Genomic DNA, 17,920 nt, shown 5'->3' with positions numbered 1-17,920 from the left:
TCAATGGTCTCGTGTGCCATTGCTAATTCTTGTTCAAGCATAAAAAATCCCCATCAACGTTGTTGATGGGGATTATCTGCTAACTGCAAGATCGTTCAAGTCTTCTTAAACGATCGGCATTAAACACTGAGGTTGGCCTTTCAAAATCAAGTTTGTTTTAAATGACTATCGAAACTGTTTGGCTTCTGGAAGGAACTCAAAACCAGCAGACGCAAGTTTAGCGATCAATGCTGCTTTGTCGATTTCGTAGAAGTTGACCACTCGATCCAAGTCACCACCGAAGTCGTCACGTAACTTCATGTTGACGATGCTCATCAACATCACAGAGTCCATCTTTTCAAAATTAGCGAGGTTCATATTAGTCCTCGAAATCTGAGATCAGCAGATTGGCTGCGGCAAATGCAGCGCGATCACGTGCTTCTTTAGGAAGAGATTCATCTGCAGCAAGATCATTTAATGTTTTTACCGCGCAGGTGATCGCTTTAGGGATATAGCCTTGGTCGCCACTGCCAATTTGAGAATACAGTTCACGCACCAAATCACAACAATCGTATACTTTCATTTTTATACCTAACCAAATGATAACTGATCTCAATATACACATAGAGATAAGCAAAAACAAAGTGGATCTGATTAAGTTCAGAGTTAGTTTGTTCTTGCTCAATATCTCATTCTGTTAATGCTCAGCGTATCACTTTGCTAGTCTGCTACTTAGCGTGTATTTGCGGCTTAGCATGATATTTATTGATTAGCCTAACATTGACCGCTTAACCAGATATCTGCTGTTCAAGTTGATAAGTAACTTCATCTGCAAGGTTGAGTTGCTTAGCTAACTCTTTGAGGTAGGCCTTCTCCATAAAGTTCTGCTCGTCAGCCACAATCAAAGAGGCTAAGTAGATCTCACTCGCTTGTTGAGGTGAAGTTGCGAGCTGAGCAATCTCACTTGGGTCGAGTGGCTTGTGCAGTTCTTCAGAGACCAGTTTAGTCAGTTGATAGTCCGCGCCCATATTTTCGACCGCTTGCTCGATCTTTGCCATCTCCTCCTCATCGACATGACCATCGGATTTGGACGCAGCAATCATCGATCTTAGAATCAGCACACTATGGTTTGAGTCGTTCTCATCAAATTGAGCTTGTTCGGCATTCGGTGTTTGGCCTTGTTTAGATTGATAGTCGTTATAGACCTTATAAGCGAGTGCGCCAAGTGCCGCTGCACCACCAATACCAGCGGCTTTCTTACCCATTTTCTTGGTTTTCTTAGAGCCCATTAATGCACCTAAGAGTCCGCCGCCAACTGCGCCTGCACCGAAGGCTCCGAGCGTACTTTTACTGCTACTCTTGCCATTGCTGCCTTGAGAAAGGCCACTTAAACTTGAAGACCCTTGTGAAAGTTTCTGAGTACCTTGTTTTACGAGATCTGATTTAAGTGCTTGGTTCAGTAAGCTTTTGATATCCATCGATACCTCCAATGGTGAGCATGTCCAAAAAGTTGATGACACCAATATACGGATTTAAAGATGAACAGGGGATTAACTTACTTTATTTACTCTACTGATAAATAGAAGGGAGTTTGAAGCGAAATGACAGGCACAAAAAAGGCCACCTAATGGCAGCCTTTCAATGTTTATCTAGCGAGTAACCAATTATTTAGTCAATACTGACTTATTCAGCTACTTAATTACTAAGCTAGTTGAGCTTTAAGGTGCTCGATAACCGTGTCCATTGCGATAACTTCTTTATCACCAGTACGACGGTTTTTGTATTCGAAGTTACCTTCGTCCATGCTGCGATCACCGATAACGATAGTGTGAGGGATACCCACTAGCTCGATATCTTTAAACATTACACCTGGGCGCTCTTTACGGTCATCGAATAGTACTTCGATACCCATAGCTGTTAATTCAGCGTATAGCTTCTCAGCAGCTTCTTTAACGCGCTCAGATTTGTGCATGTTCATTGGTACGATAGCAACTTGGAATGGTGCTAGTGCATCTGGCCAAGTGATACCGAATTTATCGTGGTTTTGCTCGATAGCCGATGCAACAACACGTGAAACACCGATACCGTAACAACCCATTTCTAGGATTACGCTCTTACCATCAGGACCAAGCACGTTACAGTTCATTGCTTTCGAGTAAGTGTTACCTAGCTGGAAGATGTGACCAACTTCGATACCGCGTTTAAGTTGGATAGTACCTTGACCACATGGGCTTAGGTCGCCTTCAACAACGTTACGTAAGTCTTCAACTTGAGCAAGCTCAACGTCACGACCCCAGTTAATACCGAAGTAGTGCTTACCGTCTACGTTTGCGCCAGCGCCGAAGTCACTCATTACAGCAACAGAGCGGTCAGCGATGAATGGCAGCTCTAGGCCAACAGGGCCAAGTGAACCAGGACCTGCACCAACAAGTGCACGGATTTCTTCTTCAGAGGCCATCTCTAGTGGAGAAGCAATCTGTGGAAGGTTTTCTGCTTTCACTTCGTTAAGCTCGTGGTCGCCACGGACGATTAGAGCAATGATATCTGCTTCTACTTCATCAGATGCTTTAACGAATAGAGTCTTAACTGTCTTCTCGATTGCTAGACCGTGTTGCTCTACAAGTTCTGCGATAGTTTTTGCGTTTGGCGTATCAACCAGTTCCATCTCTTGAGTTGGTGCTGCAACTTCTTCAGTAGGAGCTAGTGCTTCTGCTTTCTCGATGTTCGCTGCGTAATCAGACTCAGAAGAGAATGCGATTAGGTCTTCGCCGCTTTCGGCAAGAACGTGGAACTCTTGAGAGCCGCTGCCGCCGATTGCGCCAGAGTCTGCCAATACTGGACGGTACTCAAGGCCCATGCGGTCGAATGCTTTACAGTAAGCATCGTGCATCGCTTGGTAAGACTTTTCTAAGCCTTCTTTGTCGATATCAAAGCTGTACGCATCCATCATAGAGAATTCACGTGCACGCATTACGCCAAAACGAGGGCGGCGTTCATCACGGAATTTAGTCTGGATTTGGTACAGGTTTAGAGGTAGCTGTTTGTAAGAGCTGATCTCGTTACGTACTAGGCTCGTCACTACTTCTTCAGCTGTTGGGCTAAGAACGAAAGGACGAGAATGACGGTCTGTGAAACGAAGTAGCTCAGGGCCCATCTTTTCAGAACGGCCAGTCTCTTCCCAAAGCTCAAACGGTTGAACTACGGGCATCAAGATTTCAACGGCACCTGCATTATCGATCTCTTGGCGAACGATATTTTCGACTTTACGCAGTACACGTAGACCGGTAGGTAGCCAAGTATATAAACCTGAAGCTAGCTTACGGATCATACCTGCACGTAGCATCAGCTGGTGGCTGATAACTTCTGCGTCGTTTGGAGTCTCTTTCAGAGTAGAAAGAAGGTAGTTACTGGTACGCATTCTATGGTATCCGTTTCATCATTGATAAAAGAAAATTTGCTGCAGTGAGTGACGACAGCAAATCTGATATAGCCGCATATAATATCAGCCTATTTGGGATCTCAAAAGCGTTCAATGTCGGTAACATTGATGAAAAGCGTTTCAACAACGAATTTCACGTTAAGATCGAACAGATTTACCGCATATTCTTTACTGTCTGGCTTGCCTTTCTTATAGGCGGGTCGTGGATCTTGGCTTAGCACTTCTTTGATCACCTGAATGATATGGCGCGCCTGAGGGTGACCAGACAGCTTAATTTGGGCTTGCTGCGAGAAGCTCACATCTAACACTTCTGGTTCATCGGCGGCAAACCCTCCCAATGCATCCGGGATCGAATCTGAGTAGGGGATATAAGGCTTGATGTCGATGATCGGTGTGCCGTCTACTAAGTCGACGCTGCCAAGATCCAACCAAGTCTGCCCTTTCTCTTGAGATACACCTTTGAGTTCAACCGCAGACATGCCAATTCCATTGGGTCTGAATGTGGCACGAGACGCGAAGACACCAATACGTTCATTGCCGCCAAGGCGAGGTGGCCTCACGGTTGGTTTCCAGCCTGCTTCAAGGTTCTTATCGAACAAAAACAACAACCACACATGGCTAAATTGCTCAATATCACGAACAGACTCAAGGCAGTTCGCTGCTTCAACTAACCTAACTCTTGAGGTGGATGTTGGCACCAATCTAGGCTGCCTGGGTACCGCGAACTTCTCTTTATAGGGAGACTCTATAAAGCCAATAGGTTCAATGGAGTACATGAGTGGGCGTTCTCTAATTACGATCTATGGCGGAAAAATATCATAAAATCGCTTGTTTTTCTTTTGATAATAATTATCATTTGATATGTTATAACGTATCAATTTAAATATTTAGGGAAATACAATGAAACCGAATATCCACCCTGACTACCGCACAGTGGTGTTCCACGACACCAGTGTTGATGAGTACTTCTTGATTGGCTCAACGTTGAAAACAGAACGTACTATCGAATGGGAAGATGGCAATACTTACCCTTATTTCACGATTGAAGTGTCTGCAAAGTCGCACCCTTTCTATACGGGTAAACAGCGAGTGCTACATAAAGAGGGACGTGTTGCTAACTTTACTCGTCGCTTTGGTCAATTAGGTAAGGGAGCGAAATAGAATGAAAGTTGTAAAATCACTTAAAAGTGCGAAAAGCCGTCATCCAGATTGCCAAATAGTAAAGCGCAGAGGCCGTCACTATGTCATCTGTAAATCCAACCCGAGATTCAAAGCGGTTCAAAAATAGTCAGTCAAATTGATGTGACACGAGTGTAAAAACGAGGGGAAAGTCAAACTTCATTCATTTGTCTGTTTTTCTTTTCCTTCGAGAGGAACCTTGCAGAATATTGTGTGTTAAATTAGCGTATGCTGTGTTTTATTTTTAAATGAATCAATGAGTTATATCGCCAGTTATTTTTGTAGTGAATGTGTTTCTGTGAATTATAAATCTAGTTTTTGTATTTAATGTAGATTTATTTGCTAATTAATTGTTCTTATAGAGTTAAAAGTAGTCATTTGTTACACGTTTTGTAACATTTTGAATTTCTAATTGATAATTTTGTCGCGTACTCTGCGCTGGCAATTTGAACATTTTTGTCACAATTGCACAGGAATCACTACAAGGAGGGAACTGATGAATTCATCAGCTTCAATAAAAAACAACTCGCCAAAGAAACCAATTTTTACCCGCTTTCTCGATGGCGTTGAATATTTGGGGAACCTTTTACCCCACCCAATCACTCTTTTCGCAATCTTCTGTGTCGCAATCCTAGTCTCTTCAGGAATTGCTGGTTACTTCGAAGTATCTGTAATGGATCCTCGCCCAGAAGGTGCTAGCGGTCGTGCTGCTGATGGCATGATCCACGTTGTAAGCTTACTTAATGCTGAAGGCTTACAACTCATCGTAACTAATCTAGTTTCGAACTTTGTTGGCTTTGCGCCACTTGGTACTGTGCTTGTTGCAATGCTAGGTGTTGCGATAGCTGAACACTCAGGTCTATTATCTGCGGCAATGCGCGGCATGGTAATGGGCGCATCTCAGCGCATGGTTACTGTAACCGTGGTATTTTCCGGTATTATCTCTAACACGGCTTCAGAGCTGGGTTACGTAGTACTTATCCCTCTTGCAGCAATGCTTTTCCACTCATTGGGTCGTCACCCATTAGCAGGTCTAGCGGCAGCATTTGCTGGTGTATCTGGTGGTTATTCTGCAAACCTACTTATCGGTACGGTTGACCCACTGCTTTCTGGTATTACAGAAACAGCAGCACAAATGCTTGATCCTTCTTACTCTGTTGGCCCTGAATCAAACTGGTACTTCATGTTTGTTTCGACCTTCTTTATCTCGATTGCCGGTGCATTGGTAACAGAGAAGATTGTTGAACCTAAATTGGGTAAATACAACGACGAAGACGCGTCTGAAGATCTTTCAAATGACTCAATGGGTAAGCTTACTGCTATTGAGAAGAAAGGCCTTAAGCTAGCGGGTGTTGCTGTATTAATCGTGAGTGCACTGCTAGCTTGGACTGTGGTTCCTGCTGACGGTGTTCTACGTTCAGAGGCGGGTACGATTTCAGGTTCTCCATTCCTGAAAAGTATCGTTGCGTTTATCTTTGTATTCTTTGCTATTCCTGGCTTTGTTTACGGCAAAGTTACTGGTTCAATGAAGAATGACCGTGATGTGATTAATGCAATGGCAACGTCTATGTCTTCAATGGGCATGTACATTGTTCTTGTATTCTTTGCTGCGCAGTTTGTTGCTTTCTTTAAGTGGACGAACTTTGGTCAAGTAGTCGCTGTAGGTGGCGCAACATTCCTTCAGGATATTGGCCTAACGGGTCCAATGTTGTTCTTCGCATTCATCCTAATGTGTGGCTTCATTAACCTGATGATCGGTTCAGCTTCTGCACAGTGGGCAGTAACAGCGCCAATCTTCGTTCCAATGCTAATGCTAGTAGGCTACGCACCTGAAACGATTCAAGCGGCTTACCGTATCGGTGATTCAACAACGAACATCATTACACCAATGATGAGCTACTTCGGTCTTATCCTTGCCGTAGCAACTCGCTACATGAAGAACCTAGGTATCGGTACACTGATCGCGACAATGTTGCCTTACTCAATGGTATTCATGTTCGGTTGGAGCATCTTGTTCTACCTATGGGTATTCGTATTTGGTCTACCAGTAGGTCCAGGCGCTGCAACGTACTACACGCCTTAGTGAACGGTGATAGGCGAACATTTCGATTCGCTTATCAACTGAATAAAAGACGAGATACCAAAGAGCCTGCATTGATGTAGGCTCTTTTTGTTTGAGTCAGTAAACTTACAATCCCGCAAACCGATAGGTAACGCCTAGTTCGAATGACCAGCCCAAGTCTCGTTGTATCAACGCGCTGTCGCTGTCGTGATGAATCAAGTCTGCGCGTGCGATACCAATCCAAGTTGGCGTAAACTCATAAAGCCCGATTAACCCTGCTTGATAAACAAACGTCGAACCCGCATCAAACTGATTTAACCCTGAGGCAGAAGATTCGGTGTTAGAAATACCATAAAGGTGATTGGACAGTTTCTTGTCACGATAATCGACTTCTAGGTAGGGCGTAATGGTGAATTGCTGCGTCCAGGTTTCTAATGTTCTGCCTAAGTGAAGCTGAACTTCGTAGCCGTTATGTTCTGAAGTCACATCGTGTAAGTAGGTGAGGCGTGCGCCTACCGTTCCTAAGGTTATCCCCAGCTCTCCATTGCCATCTCTGTCTTGAATGCCGTTAGGTAGGTCAACGAAGGTGTCTGACACTTCAGCAAAGCGCCAATTTCCAGATAACCCTACGTAAGGCAGCAGTTGCCAATTGGCTAAGCTACCATCGATAAAGCCTTTCGGGCCCGAATAGAATAGGTTGGGTGTCGCGCCAAATTGAGGGTCACTCTTAGTGGAGAAAACACTTTCTCCATAGGTGATGCTGCCTCCGATGATTCCGTACTCTTGATCAGCAAAGTGCTCATCGGCAAAGCTTTCATCAGCAAAAGAAAGTTGGGTGCTGCCAAAAACAATGGATAGCGAGAGGGCGATTCGACGAATCATAAGCAATACTCCGTTATTGTAATAAATATCAAGAACGGAGTATGTCGATTAAAATTTCATCTGGGCTACAACGATGTAAGAGACGACTTCTAAAGTTGTCGTCATTCAAATACTGCGGTTAGCGTTTTGCTAATAGGCGATCGAGGTGGTTTGCGAACTCACGACGGTCGGTTTGAGAAAGGGTGCTTGGTCCGCCAGTTTGAATACCACTTGAACGCATAGTATCCATAAAGTCACGAATGTTGAGGCGCGCTTTAATTGTCTCTTTGGTGTAAAGCTCGCCGCGAGAGCTTAAAGCAAGCGCACCTTTGGTGATCACTTCATCAGCCAGAGGGATGTCAGAGGTAATCACGAGATCGCCGGGTTCAGTGCGTTTTACGATTTCATCATCTGCAATATCAAACCCGCTTGGCACTTGAATTGAGTGAATGTTATTGCGTTTAGGAACGGGAACCAAATGGTTCGCGACAAAGGTACATTCCACCCCTGTGCGTTCAGCTGCGCGTACGATTGTTTCACGGATAACCTTGGGACAAGCGTCCGCATCAACCCATATCTTCATAGTGTTCTATTTCTCTGTTAGCTTATTTATCGGTCAACTTATTGCTCAGTTGCCTTATTGGCCAGTTAGCTTATTACTCAGTTAATTTGGCTTCAAGCGTGGCAACACGAGCGGTAAGTTCAAGGATTTGCTTTTCCAGTTGGCTAACACGATCAAGTGTCGGCTCTTCTTGTGTCGCGACTTCAACTTTAGGGACGCGATTGGCGCTTTTCCAGCTTTTGATAGTCATGATTAAAGCTGGCATCGGAACGGATGTGCTCATACGAGCTTTAACTAAAGCAACGGTCGGCTCTTTCCCTTGTGCTTGCAGTCCTTCAAGCACTGATTTCAACTCTTCAGACACATCTTTTGTCAGCATGTTGACCTCCATTTTTAGTCTTTGGTCATTTTACTCGCTCCAGTGAATGATAGCGAATCATAAAACCGCCCATAGCTTGTGAGAGATCTCTTACAAAGGCTGTGAGATAACACGAATACATCACTAGAGAGATTTAAGTGCATATGGTTAAGCTTTTGAATTTTAATTGTTTTATATAATTAACAACTTTATTGAATTGAAAGTGTGATGCAAATCTATTGTCCAAAATCCTAAATCGCGTAAATTAAACCTTGTCGGAAGGATTCTGACACGGAACAGGAAAGCACCAAGGATTTGGTTATCTTCAGGATGAAGATTTGGTTACTTAGGATTGAGTAGTCAAGCATGGAGCGTAAGGACATTGTAGGGATACAGCCAGTTAACAGGAAGTTAGCTGCAACGGAATGACAATGGATACCTTTAGGATTTAAAGGGTTGGATTAGCATCAGGACGATGTAAAGGACACCGCTCACGGAACAAGTGATGTGCGCTAACTAGGATTGTTAGCTTTCAGGATGAATGGACACCGCTAGGACGGCGAAGTAAAGGAAAGAGCTGAAGGATTACAGCCACTATTATGGATGATGCATGGAGCATTTATTAGTAGCCGGACTGCTGCGAGTAAGACCCTAGCCCTGACACTTCGGTGTCGGGGCTTTTCTTTATCTGAGGCTTTTATCTATCTAGGAGGCTCTTTTTAATCGAGAGCTTTTTCATCTAAGAGCGCAACATCTGCTTTTCTGCTAATGGTCAACACAAGGAGTGTTTTATGACGATAGCAACCTCAAGAACGCTGTTGGTACCTTATACCGAACAGCTACAACACGACTTTATCAAGTTGAATTGCTGCCCCATTAATCGTGCTGAAATGAATGGGCCGCACTCTATCGCCTCTGCAAAACACCTATTTCAAGAAATACTGAACGATAACGTCGGTTTTTGCCGTGCCATTATCCACAACCAAACCCGTGAATACCTTGGGCATTTGTTTGTTTCGTCTGAGGAAGGGAAGCATGAACTGGGATTTATTCTAGACAAGGAGTTTTGGAATCAAGGTCTTGCTAGCGAAGTGCTAAAACCTTTCTTCAGTTTGGTGTGTTTTGAAGAGCACCTAACGAATGTTGTTGCGACCGTTAATGTCGGTCATAACCCATCGATTAAGTTACTCGAAAAGTTAGGCTTTGCATTTAAAGAGACCAAACAAGATCAGTTTGGCCCTTATCATGAATATCGTTATACCGAGTTTTGCGACGTTACATTCTATGAGGCTGTAGCTCAAACCGCATAGAGCGGAAGCCGACCATAGTCAGTTTTCCTTGGTACAGATCATCACCCAATGCTGAAAACTCAAATTGGTACACAGTGTGCCAGCGCCAAATGGTGGTTAGCTCATGGCGCATCTTAAATTTATGACCACTGAAGGCAACGCTTAATAGCTGCAAGTCGAGCTCTTTACATTTTCTCGCAATGGCAGTTTTCGCAAGCTCTGATTGCCTGCGCTGCTGCCAAAAGAAAAAGCAAAAGAAGCACAGCATCAAAATAGCCAATAAGTTATCTATCATTTAATCCATACTTCCTTTTATCTCTCTATTCCAATCGTGTTTTGAGCATGCTCTTACGAGCTATTGAACTGGTCCGTTACTTGAGCCAGCATGTGCTTCAGTTAATCCGGTATTGATTTACCCTGCTATTGAGACTTCGCCGCTTGTTGTAATTCAATCAATGCGTTGGCGAGCTCAGGTGATGGGTTCGAATTCAACAAGGGTAAAAATACCATTCTTAGTGTCGGAATCATCACCAAATCTGCAAATAACTGATTGAACAGGTTTTGAGTGCCCGTTTGTGCGAGACGTAGCAAGAATTGCTCAGCTATCGCGGGGTCTTGTAGCGCATGCCAGCTGCGACCCGCTAAACCAATCAACACTTCTTGGTGGCTCAAGCGTGGACTAGCGAGAACTTGGTTAATGATGTTATTCGCGATCCCTTGTTCTGCACCTGAAAGGGCACGAACCAAGGCTGATAGTAAGAACAAATCAGGCTCTTTACTAGCGATCTCATTCTCTGCAAGCTCTTGTAAGCGTTGCGCGAGTTTGTCATTGATTTGTGTGTGCTCAAGAGCACCTAACGTCGCGTATAGCGGTTCTGATGGCAGTTTATTGATGGCTTTGCGAATTGACACACCGTTTTGTTGGCTGCCTAAACGCGCGCACATATCTGTAATGCCTTGTAAGCCAACCGTTTTCCAGTTATCCCAACCAAGCTCACCAGTGAAGTAATGCTGAGCGTGCTCGTAATATTGGCTCGTCGCGAGGTCTAAACCTGCTCTTACTTGGCTATGGAATACGGCCATTTTGTCTTCAGAAGGTTTGAAGGTATAAGGGTTGTTTGACAGCTTTTGTTGTTGCTCTTCGCTGATATCGCCGTTCAAACGCGTGCCCATTGCTTCGATAACAAACTTAAGAAAATTACCCACATCGCCTTGATGCAGTAGGCCTCTTTCGTCTAGCTTGAATTTTAGAAACCAAATCCATGGCTGTTTGTGTTCGTTCCAGTAGCTAATGGCTAAGTGAGCTTGTTTCTGAAGTGGAAACGGGTATGGCTGTTTCCCCTGCTCAACATCAGAGAATAGGGTGTTGTCGATTTTCTGGATACGACGACCTAGGTCGTAGATGTCGTATTGGCAACCGCTATTCTTTAGCAACTGAGTGAGCGTGTGAATGGTTTCCATAGTAATAAAGCTCCTAACTTTCTTTCCTAAATAGATGGTACTCTATGCCCCAATTTCAAGGTCACTAGATAAATAACTTGGTGAAAAATGACAGCAGCCACAAAGTTACCTCTTTTACTTCAACAATTAGAACAACAAATGCGCCAATGTTCTCTATGGGGGGCTCTTCCGCCTTCGGATCAAGCTCTGGCGAGCGTTGAACCTTTTGCGATTGACTCGCTACAGCCAGAAGAGTGGTTGCAGTGGATCTTCATCGTTAAGATCAATGCAATGATGGATGCACAAATGAGCCTACCTAAAGGCTTTGCTATTCATCCTTATTTTTGTGAAGTGTGGAAAAATGAGGCAGATAAAGCTGAACTGCTAGTGACGATTCTAAGCATTGATGAGGTATGCGCGTAATGTTAGAGATCATTTATCAAGATGAGTACTTTGTCGCGGTGAATAAGCCAGCCGGCATGCTAGTACACCGCTCATGGCTCGATAAACACGAGACTCAATTTGTTATGCAGACACTACGAGATCAAATTGGTCAGCATGTATTTCCATTGCATCGCTTAGACAGACCGACATCTGGTGTGTTGGTGTTTGCGTTGTCGAGCGAGGTTGCTTCACAGGTGATGCCGATGTTCGCTAACCATGAGATGCAAAAAACCTATCATGCGATTGTTCGTGGTTGGATAGAAGAGGGCGACACGCTCGATTATGCACTCAAGGTCGAGTTGGATAAGATCGCAGACAAGTTTGCAAAAGAAGACAAAGAACCACAAGAAGCCGTCACCGTTTACGAGCCGTTAGCGAAAGTCGAAGTGCCGTATTCAACAGGCCGTTTTCCTACCAGTCGTTATTGCTTAGTTGAGATGATGCCTAAGACAGGACGTAAACATCAGCTGCGTCGTCACATGGCTCATCTAAGACATCCAATCGTTGGCGATACTTCACATGGTGATGGTAAGCACAACCGACTGTTCCGCGATGATTTAGACTCACACCGTCTGTTGTTGCACGCTTCTGAGTTGCGTTTCATTCATCCTTTTACAAAGAAAGAATTAGTAATGAAAGCCAGCCTAGATGAAACGTGGCTAAGGTTGTTTGAAACCTTTGAGTGGGATACCAGCTTGGTGAATGCTGAAGCACGGTCGTCTAAGTAAAGACCAGGCGTCTAGTAAACATAGAGAATAGAATAAAAAATAAAGGGCTGATAGTGATATCAGCCCTTTTTAATGTCTGTGCAATCTGAGTGGAATAACTAATCGAGGTCGTTAGTTGTCCATTCTCAGGATCATTTCAGCTTTTCTAGATCGGCTTCGATCTCTGCGATCTTACTTGATACAACCTTCTCTAAGTGGCGTAAGTCGGTAAGGATCTTCTGCTTCACATCGACCTCAGCCGTTGGCGTAGGTTTGGTGATCTTGTTGAGTTCATCAATCACAAGAGTGAGGTTGCGGTTAATCTCTGTCACTTCTTTGTATTGATTATTGCCGCCGCTAACAAGCACACTTTTTACTTGTCGTGGATACTTAAACTTAACGCTTTTCGCGAACAGTTCACCTTTCTGCTTACGAAAGTAAATCTTCAGGATATCTTTATGAGCTTCTTGGCGAAGGGAGTAACGTTCAATCTGTTTAGGTTCGTGAATACCTAAGCCAGTGAGGTTTGGATACATAAGCGACCTCTAGGTTATGAATGTAATACTTTTATGTAATTGACTTGATCAATGTAGCAGCCTAACGACGAGCTAGATAGTTGATATCTGTGAATTGATTGTAAGTTGTGGGCAAGATCGCTCTCTATCTTTGCCCACACTTATTTGGTTATTAAAGCTGTTCCTAGAGCTAAACTTGTTTCCTAGTCATAACTTACTTCTAGCACTAAATTAGCTTTCTAAGGTGCGAGTTCTGAAACATGCTCAGTTAACCTTTCTCTTAGTGCTTGTTCCTGTTCTTCAGACAGTCTTCCTCCCGCGTCACTGGTCAGAATAAACAAATCTTCAGCTCTCTCACCTATGGTGGTGATTTTCGCACCGTGCAAGTTAATGTTTAATTCTGCAAAGGTTGCACCGACTTGAGCCAACAACCCCGGCGTATCAAGAGCTCTTAATTCCATCAAGGTGCGTTTTTTACTCTTGGTTGGTAGGAACTCAACTAAGGTTTTTACCTTGAAATGCTGCAAGTTACGTGGCGTACGACGAGTCTTAATCTTAGTTGGGCGGCCATCAGCCAGAACATGAGTTAGATGCTTAGCGACGGCTTTGTGTCTTGCTTCATCAATCGCTTCGCCGTGCTGATCCAGTACGATAAAGGTATCCAAAACGTGGCCATCTTTACTGACCATGACTTGTGCGTCGTGAACGTTAAAGTTGCGTCTGTCGAGCTCGGCAACCACGGTCGCAAAAAGTGCCGCTTGGTCTTTACAGTAAACGAATACCTCTGTGCCGCCACGTGTCGCTTTTTGGCTGATAAGCACTAAAGGTTGACTCGGATCTTCTAAGCGAAGTAGGTGTTCACAGTGCCATGCGATTTGAGTGTGTGTATGACGCAAGAAATAGTCAGCTTTGAAACGCTGCCACAACACCTCAATCTCACGAGCCGTGAAGCCTTCTTTACGCAGCAGTGCAGATGCCATTTGCTGGTTATGACGAATACGGTCTCTGACATCAACTGGGTTTTCTAAGCCGCGGCGCAGTGCGCGCTGCGTAGAATGAAACAGTTCTGCGAGTAGGGTACGTTTCCAGCTGTTCCATAGTTCTGGGTTGGTTGCACAGATATCGGCTACCGTTAGGCACACCAGCAGTTCTAACGACTCTTCGTCGCGTACTTTCTTGGCGAACTCTGTGATTACGTCCGGATCGTAGATATCACGGCGTTGAGCGGTCACTGACATTAACAGGTGGTTTTGTACTAGCCACGCGACTTGTTTGGCTTCTGGCTTTGATAGCCCGTGCTCAATACAGAAAGAGTAAGCTTCAACAGCGCCAATTTCTGAGTGGTCTCCGCCGCGGCCTTTACCGATGTCGTGGAAGATAGCCGCCAGAATCAACAGCTCTTTCTTTTGAACTCGTGGATACACTTCACAGCAGATAGGGTGCTTATCGTGGTTCTCGATTTGGCCAAAGCGGTTGATGTGTTTGAGTAGGCGAATACTGTGTTCATCCACGGTGTAAACGTGAAACAGATCAAACTGCATTTGACCAACAATTTGGCTCCATTGTGGCAAATAGGCCGATAGCACGCCCAATTTGTGCATCAAACTAAAGGCTTTGTGCAGTGCATTTGGGTGGCGAACCAAATCCATGAACTTGTCACGAGCTTCAGGAATGGTATGCAAGAAGCGATTCAATCGGCGACGTGCGGTTCGCAGTTGTCGCAATGTTGGTGGGCTTACCCCTTCGATAGAAGAGTCATTCGCGATATGGATAAACATATCGAGAATCGTTTCTGGTCTCGCTTGGAATAGAGCCGGCTTACGCGCTTCGATCAATGAACCTCGACGTTGGAAGTCGTTGTCGAGAATCTCGGCTTCTTGTGTTTGACCGCCATTGATGATCGCTTGATCGAACAGCTTAAGCAGCATCTTATTGAGCTCAGCTACGCGACGAAGTGTTCGATAGAACTCTTTCATCATCATCTCGACGCCACGGTTGCCTTCACCACTGTAACCCAGGTGTTCCGCTACCTGAGCTTGATGGGCAAACGTGAGGCGGTTGTCGTAACGGCGCAGTTCAATGTGCAGTGCAAAGCGAACACGCCACAAGAAATCTTGGCACTCGACCAACTCACGATATTCAGCATCGGTTAGAAAGCCGTATTTGCTCATCTCCAATAAAGAAGTTGCACCAAAATGTCGACGCGCAACCCAGCTCAGGGTGTGGATGTCTCTGAGCCCTCCCGGGGTCGATTTGATGTCCGGTTCTAAATTATAGGTGGTGTCGTGGTAACGAGCATGACGCTCTCTTTGTTCTTGAATTTTGGCTTTGTAAAAGGTCTCACTTGGCCAAAATGAATCGGAATGAATCTTTAGTTTCAGCTCTTGGAAGGTGTCTTCACTGCCACACAGTAAGCGCGATTCTTGCAGGTTAGTCGCAACCGTTAAATCGTCACTACCAATCTCAATACATTCAGCAATGGTACGCACTGCGTGGCCAACTTCGAGTCTCAAATCCCAAAGTAGCGTGATGAACTGACTGACTTTTTCACCAAGCGCTGGAGGTAGTGTCTTTTGCGATACGATTAAGATATCAATGTCGGATAACGGGTGCAGTTCGCCGCGACCATAGCCACCCACAGCGACCAACGCAATATGAGGCAGTTTGCTAAATCCAAAATGATCCCATAATCGGTTGAGAAGCAAATCCATATATTCAGAGCGTAGCAACACTAAGTCTGTCACTGGATGATGATTCAGAAATTCATCTTTCTGATACTGCGTGAAGATTTCGAGTTGGTTTTTTAATTCGCAGATTTCAATTTGTTCGTCATTGAACGTAATAGGGCATTGATAAGGCATAGTCTGCTATCCGTGCAAGCAAATGAGAATAGTAAACAATTTAACAGAAGCTGATGGAAAATCGAAATTGAGCGGATAAAAAAATATCCTCGACATGCGAGGATATTTTTAAAAGTCTGAGGTATTCAGCTTGTTGAACTAAGCGTTCTTCATGATACGTGGAATCGTATCGTCGCTGCGTAGTGTTAGTACCTCACAACCAGTATCCGTTACAACTAGAGTGTGTTCCCACTGAGCTGAGTTCTTGCTGTCTGCTGTGTACACTGTCCAGCTATCTTCGTCATCTAGACGACAACCAAACTTACCCGCATTAATCATTGGCTCGATAGTGAAACACATGCCTGCTTTCAGTACGGTACGGTCACTGTTTTTGTAGTGAACGACTTGTGGATCTTCGTGGAACTCAGAACCAATACCGTGGCCACAGTAATCTTTTACAATAGAGAATTTAGCGCGTGGGTTGTTCTTGTTGTTTGTTTTGATGTACTTCTCAATAGCAGTACCGACTTGGCCAAGTTGAACACCTGGTTTAACCTGACGCATGCCTTCGTAAAGTGCTTCTTGAGCAACCATACACAGACGTTTGTTTGCTGGAGAAACTTCACCCACAAGGAACATCTTAGATGTGTCACCGTGGTAGCCTTGTGGACGAACACTTAGATCAGCATTTTCGTCATCAGGAACAATCACAGTGATATCAACGTTTAGAATGTCGCCATCTTTTAGTACTGCAGGTTTGAATTGACCTGTGCTACCCGTCTCATCTTGTGATGCTGGAATACCGTGACACACGATGTGGTTGATAGAAGTACAGATTGACTTAGGGAAACCGTGGTAATCAAGTGGTGCTGAGTATGCGCCTCTTTCTAGAGCGTACTCATGACAGATTTGGTTTAGCTCTTCTGTCGTTGTACCCACTTGGATGTGAGGTTCAATCATCTCTAGAATTTCTGAAGCCAGCTTGCCGGCAACGCGCATTTTTTCAATTTCTTCAGCAGTTTTAATTTTTACAGCCATTGCATATCTCTTAAATTTGGTAGCACCTAAGTGTGCATATTGGGGCTATTCTAGCAGTGCAGTATTTTAGCGCAACATTCTGATACCCATATAATGCGGGTGGACATTACTAAGTCTGATTGAATAGTGTTCAAATTTATACAGTTTGTCTCTTGTGTTATTGATACTCTTTATAAGAGAAATACAGTGTCAAAGATCAGTATAGCAGTCGCCATTTTTAGATTTTTTTCTAGCCATAGATAGACCAAATATGGTATAAAGCGCGCCGGACATCAGGACTGTTTTCTCCATTTGGCGAAACAAGCTTTGTGTCCACTAACTTATTTCTTTAAATCACACACATTCCGACACATGTTCCGGGGTGCCTCAACAACACAGATAACGGCTGAAAAGTGGTTAGTTGTTAGGGGTCGGATTCATGGGGAGTGTGGAGGCCTAACCCCATAGAGGATTTTAAAATGGCAACTGTATCAATGCGCGATATGCTTAAAGCTGGTGTTCACTTCGGTCACCAAACTCGTTACTGGAACCCAAAAATGAAGCCATTCATCTTTGGTGCTCGTAGCAAAGTTCATATCATCAACTTAGAAAAAACTGTACCAATGTTCAACGAAGCTCTAGCTGAAATTGCTAAAGTTGGCGAGAAGAAAGGTAAAGTTCTTTTTGTTGGTACTAAGCGTGCTGCATCTGAAGCTGTTAAAGAAGCTGCTATCAACAGCAACCAGTTCTACGTTAACAACCGCTGGTTAGGCGGTATGCTAACGAACTACAAAACTGTTCGTCAGTCTATCAAGCGTCTGAAAGAACTTGAAGCGCAAGCTCAAGACGGTACTTTCGACAAGCTTACTAAGAAAGAAGCTCTAATGCGTACTCGTGAAATGGAGAAGCTAGAGAAATCTCTTGGTGGTATCAAGAACATGGGCGGCCTTCCTGACGCTCTATTCGTTATCGATGCTGATCACGAACACATCGCAGTTAAAGAAGCAAACAACCTAGGTATCCCAGTTTACGCTGTAGTTGATACTAACTCTAACCCAGACGGTGTTGACTTCGTTATCCCTGGTAACGATGATGCAATCCGTGCAGTACAGCTTTATCTAAACGCTGCTGCAGACGCGGTTAAAGAAGGTCGTAACAAAGATGTTGCTGCTGTAGCTGCTGAAAAAGACGGTTTTGTAGAAGCTGAATAATAGCGGCTCTGAGCCAT

20 protein-coding genes are annotated in these 17,920 nt (G+C 44.3%); 7 read left to right on the top strand and 13 right to left on the bottom strand.

The window, feature by feature from the left end:
* Positions 1-165: 165 nt before the first annotated feature.
* From H5300_RS08135 to tsaA, 5 genes are all read right to left on the bottom strand, one after another.
* The gene (locus H5300_RS08135) at positions 166-357 is read right to left on the bottom strand and encodes a DUF4250 domain-containing protein (protein WP_004736793.1); all 192 of its coding nucleotides are present in this window, start codon (positions 355-357) and stop codon (positions 166-168) included.
* A gap of 1 nt (position 358) precedes the next feature.
* Positions 359-562, bottom strand: coding sequence for a YaeP family protein (locus tag H5300_RS08130; RefSeq protein WP_009847436.1), 204 nt, complete (start codon positions 560-562; stop codon positions 359-361).
* Between the two features lie 205 nt (positions 563-767).
* Positions 768-1,457, bottom strand: a complete 690-nt coding sequence (locus H5300_RS08125; protein WP_102441391.1) for a tellurite resistance TerB family protein — start codon at positions 1,455-1,457, stop codon at positions 768-770.
* A 224-nt stretch (positions 1,458-1,681) separates the two neighbouring features.
* Entirely contained in the window at positions 1,682-3,397 is a 1,716-nt protein-coding gene (locus H5300_RS08120; RefSeq protein WP_102441392.1) for a proline--tRNA ligase, read from the bottom strand.
* A gap of 101 nt (positions 3,398-3,498) precedes the next feature.
* A complete protein-coding gene (tsaA, locus tag H5300_RS08115) occupies positions 3,499-4,194 on the bottom strand; it encodes a tRNA (N6-threonylcarbamoyladenosine(37)-N6)-methyltransferase TrmO (RefSeq protein WP_182795759.1) in 696 nt (231 codons plus the stop codon).
* A gap of 124 nt (positions 4,195-4,318) precedes the next feature.
* Here tsaA and H5300_RS08110 point away from each other — a divergent pair, with 124 nt between their 5' ends.
* From H5300_RS08110 to H5300_RS08100, 3 genes are all read left to right on the top strand, one after another.
* Positions 4,319-4,579, top strand: coding sequence for a type B 50S ribosomal protein L31 (locus H5300_RS08110; RefSeq protein ID WP_004734366.1), 261 nt, complete (start codon positions 4,319-4,321; stop codon positions 4,577-4,579).
* 1 nt (position 4,580) lies between these two features.
* Entirely contained in the window at positions 4,581-4,706 is a 126-nt protein-coding gene (ykgO, locus tag H5300_RS08105) for a type B 50S ribosomal protein L36 (RefSeq protein ID WP_010436457.1), read from the top strand.
* Positions 4,707-5,093: 387 nt separating this feature from the next.
* The gene (locus tag H5300_RS08100) at positions 5,094-6,680 is read left to right on the top strand and encodes an AbgT family transporter (RefSeq protein ID WP_182795758.1); all 1,587 of its coding nucleotides are present in this window, start codon (positions 5,094-5,096) and stop codon (positions 6,678-6,680) included.
* A gap of 105 nt (positions 6,681-6,785) precedes the next feature.
* Here H5300_RS08100 and H5300_RS08095 read toward each other — a convergent pair whose 3' ends face one another.
* The 3 genes from H5300_RS08095 to H5300_RS08085 form a co-directional block, all read right to left on the bottom strand.
* Entirely contained in the window at positions 6,786-7,541 is a 756-nt protein-coding gene (locus tag H5300_RS08095; protein ID WP_182795757.1) for a MipA/OmpV family protein, read from the bottom strand.
* Positions 7,542-7,659: 118 nt separating this feature from the next.
* Positions 7,660-8,103, bottom strand: a complete 444-nt coding sequence (locus H5300_RS08090) for a YaiI/YqxD family protein (protein ID WP_004734361.1) — start codon at positions 8,101-8,103, stop codon at positions 7,660-7,662.
* 73 nt (positions 8,104-8,176) lie between these two features.
* On the bottom strand, positions 8,177-8,461 hold the full coding sequence (locus tag H5300_RS08085; RefSeq protein ID WP_016800689.1) for a hypothetical protein: 285 nt from the start codon (positions 8,459-8,461) through the stop codon (positions 8,177-8,179).
* Positions 8,462-9,231: 770 nt separating this feature from the next.
* Here H5300_RS08085 and H5300_RS08080 point away from each other — a divergent pair.
* The gene (locus H5300_RS08080) at positions 9,232-9,750 is read left to right on the top strand and encodes a GNAT family N-acetyltransferase (RefSeq protein ID WP_004734359.1); all 519 of its coding nucleotides are present in this window, start codon (positions 9,232-9,234) and stop codon (positions 9,748-9,750) included.
* Here the strand turns inward: H5300_RS08080 and H5300_RS08075 are convergent.
* A complete protein-coding gene (locus tag H5300_RS08075; RefSeq protein ID WP_004734358.1) occupies positions 9,716-10,024 on the bottom strand; it encodes a DUF3301 domain-containing protein in 309 nt (102 codons plus the stop codon). The genes H5300_RS08080 and H5300_RS08075 overlap by 35 nt on opposite strands.
* A 125-nt stretch (positions 10,025-10,149) precedes the next feature.
* Complete coding sequence (locus tag H5300_RS08070; RefSeq protein ID WP_182795756.1) at positions 10,150-11,190, bottom strand: DUF3549 family protein; 1,041 nt, start codon at positions 11,188-11,190, stop codon at positions 10,150-10,152.
* 87 nt (positions 11,191-11,277) lie between these two features.
* On the opposite strand from H5300_RS08070, the gene H5300_RS08065 reads away from it, so the two are divergent.
* Both H5300_RS08065 and truC read left to right on the top strand, forming a co-directional pair.
* Positions 11,278-11,592, top strand: a complete 315-nt coding sequence (locus H5300_RS08065; RefSeq protein ID WP_182795755.1) for a YqcC family protein — start codon at positions 11,278-11,280, stop codon at positions 11,590-11,592.
* Positions 11,592-12,341, top strand: a complete 750-nt coding sequence (gene truC, locus H5300_RS08060; RefSeq protein WP_029406022.1) for a tRNA pseudouridine(65) synthase TruC — start codon at positions 11,592-11,594, stop codon at positions 12,339-12,341. The genes H5300_RS08065 and truC overlap by 1 nt, the downstream gene beginning before the upstream one ends.
* Positions 12,342-12,472: 131 nt before the next feature.
* Here the strand turns inward: truC and H5300_RS08055 are convergent, their stop codons facing one another.
* The 3 genes from H5300_RS08055 to map form a co-directional block, all read right to left on the bottom strand.
* On the bottom strand, positions 12,473-12,856 hold the full coding sequence (locus tag H5300_RS08055) for a DUF3461 family protein (protein ID WP_004734354.1): 384 nt from the start codon (positions 12,854-12,856) through the stop codon (positions 12,473-12,475).
* Between the two features lie 218 nt (positions 12,857-13,074).
* A complete protein-coding gene (gene glnD, locus H5300_RS08050; RefSeq protein WP_182795754.1) occupies positions 13,075-15,696 on the bottom strand; it encodes a bifunctional uridylyltransferase/uridylyl-removing protein GlnD in 2,622 nt (873 codons plus the stop codon).
* A gap of 138 nt (positions 15,697-15,834) precedes the next feature.
* A complete protein-coding gene (gene map, locus H5300_RS08045) occupies positions 15,835-16,713 on the bottom strand; it encodes a type I methionyl aminopeptidase (protein ID WP_061022353.1) in 879 nt (292 codons plus the stop codon).
* A gap of 458 nt (positions 16,714-17,171) precedes the next feature.
* On the opposite strand from map, the gene rpsB reads away from it, so the two are divergent.
* Complete coding sequence (rpsB, locus tag H5300_RS08040) at positions 17,172-17,903, top strand: 30S ribosomal protein S2 (RefSeq protein ID WP_032500394.1); 732 nt, start codon at positions 17,172-17,174, stop codon at positions 17,901-17,903.
* Positions 17,904-17,920 lie beyond the last annotated feature (17 nt).

It is taken from the genome of Vibrio sp. SG41-7 (assembly GCF_014164465.1).
GTDB lineage: Bacteria > Pseudomonadota > Gammaproteobacteria > Enterobacterales > Vibrionaceae > Vibrio > Vibrio splendidus.
The sequence above is the reverse complement of the archived record's forward strand: the minus strand, read 5'-3'. Positions and strand labels throughout refer to the sequence as shown.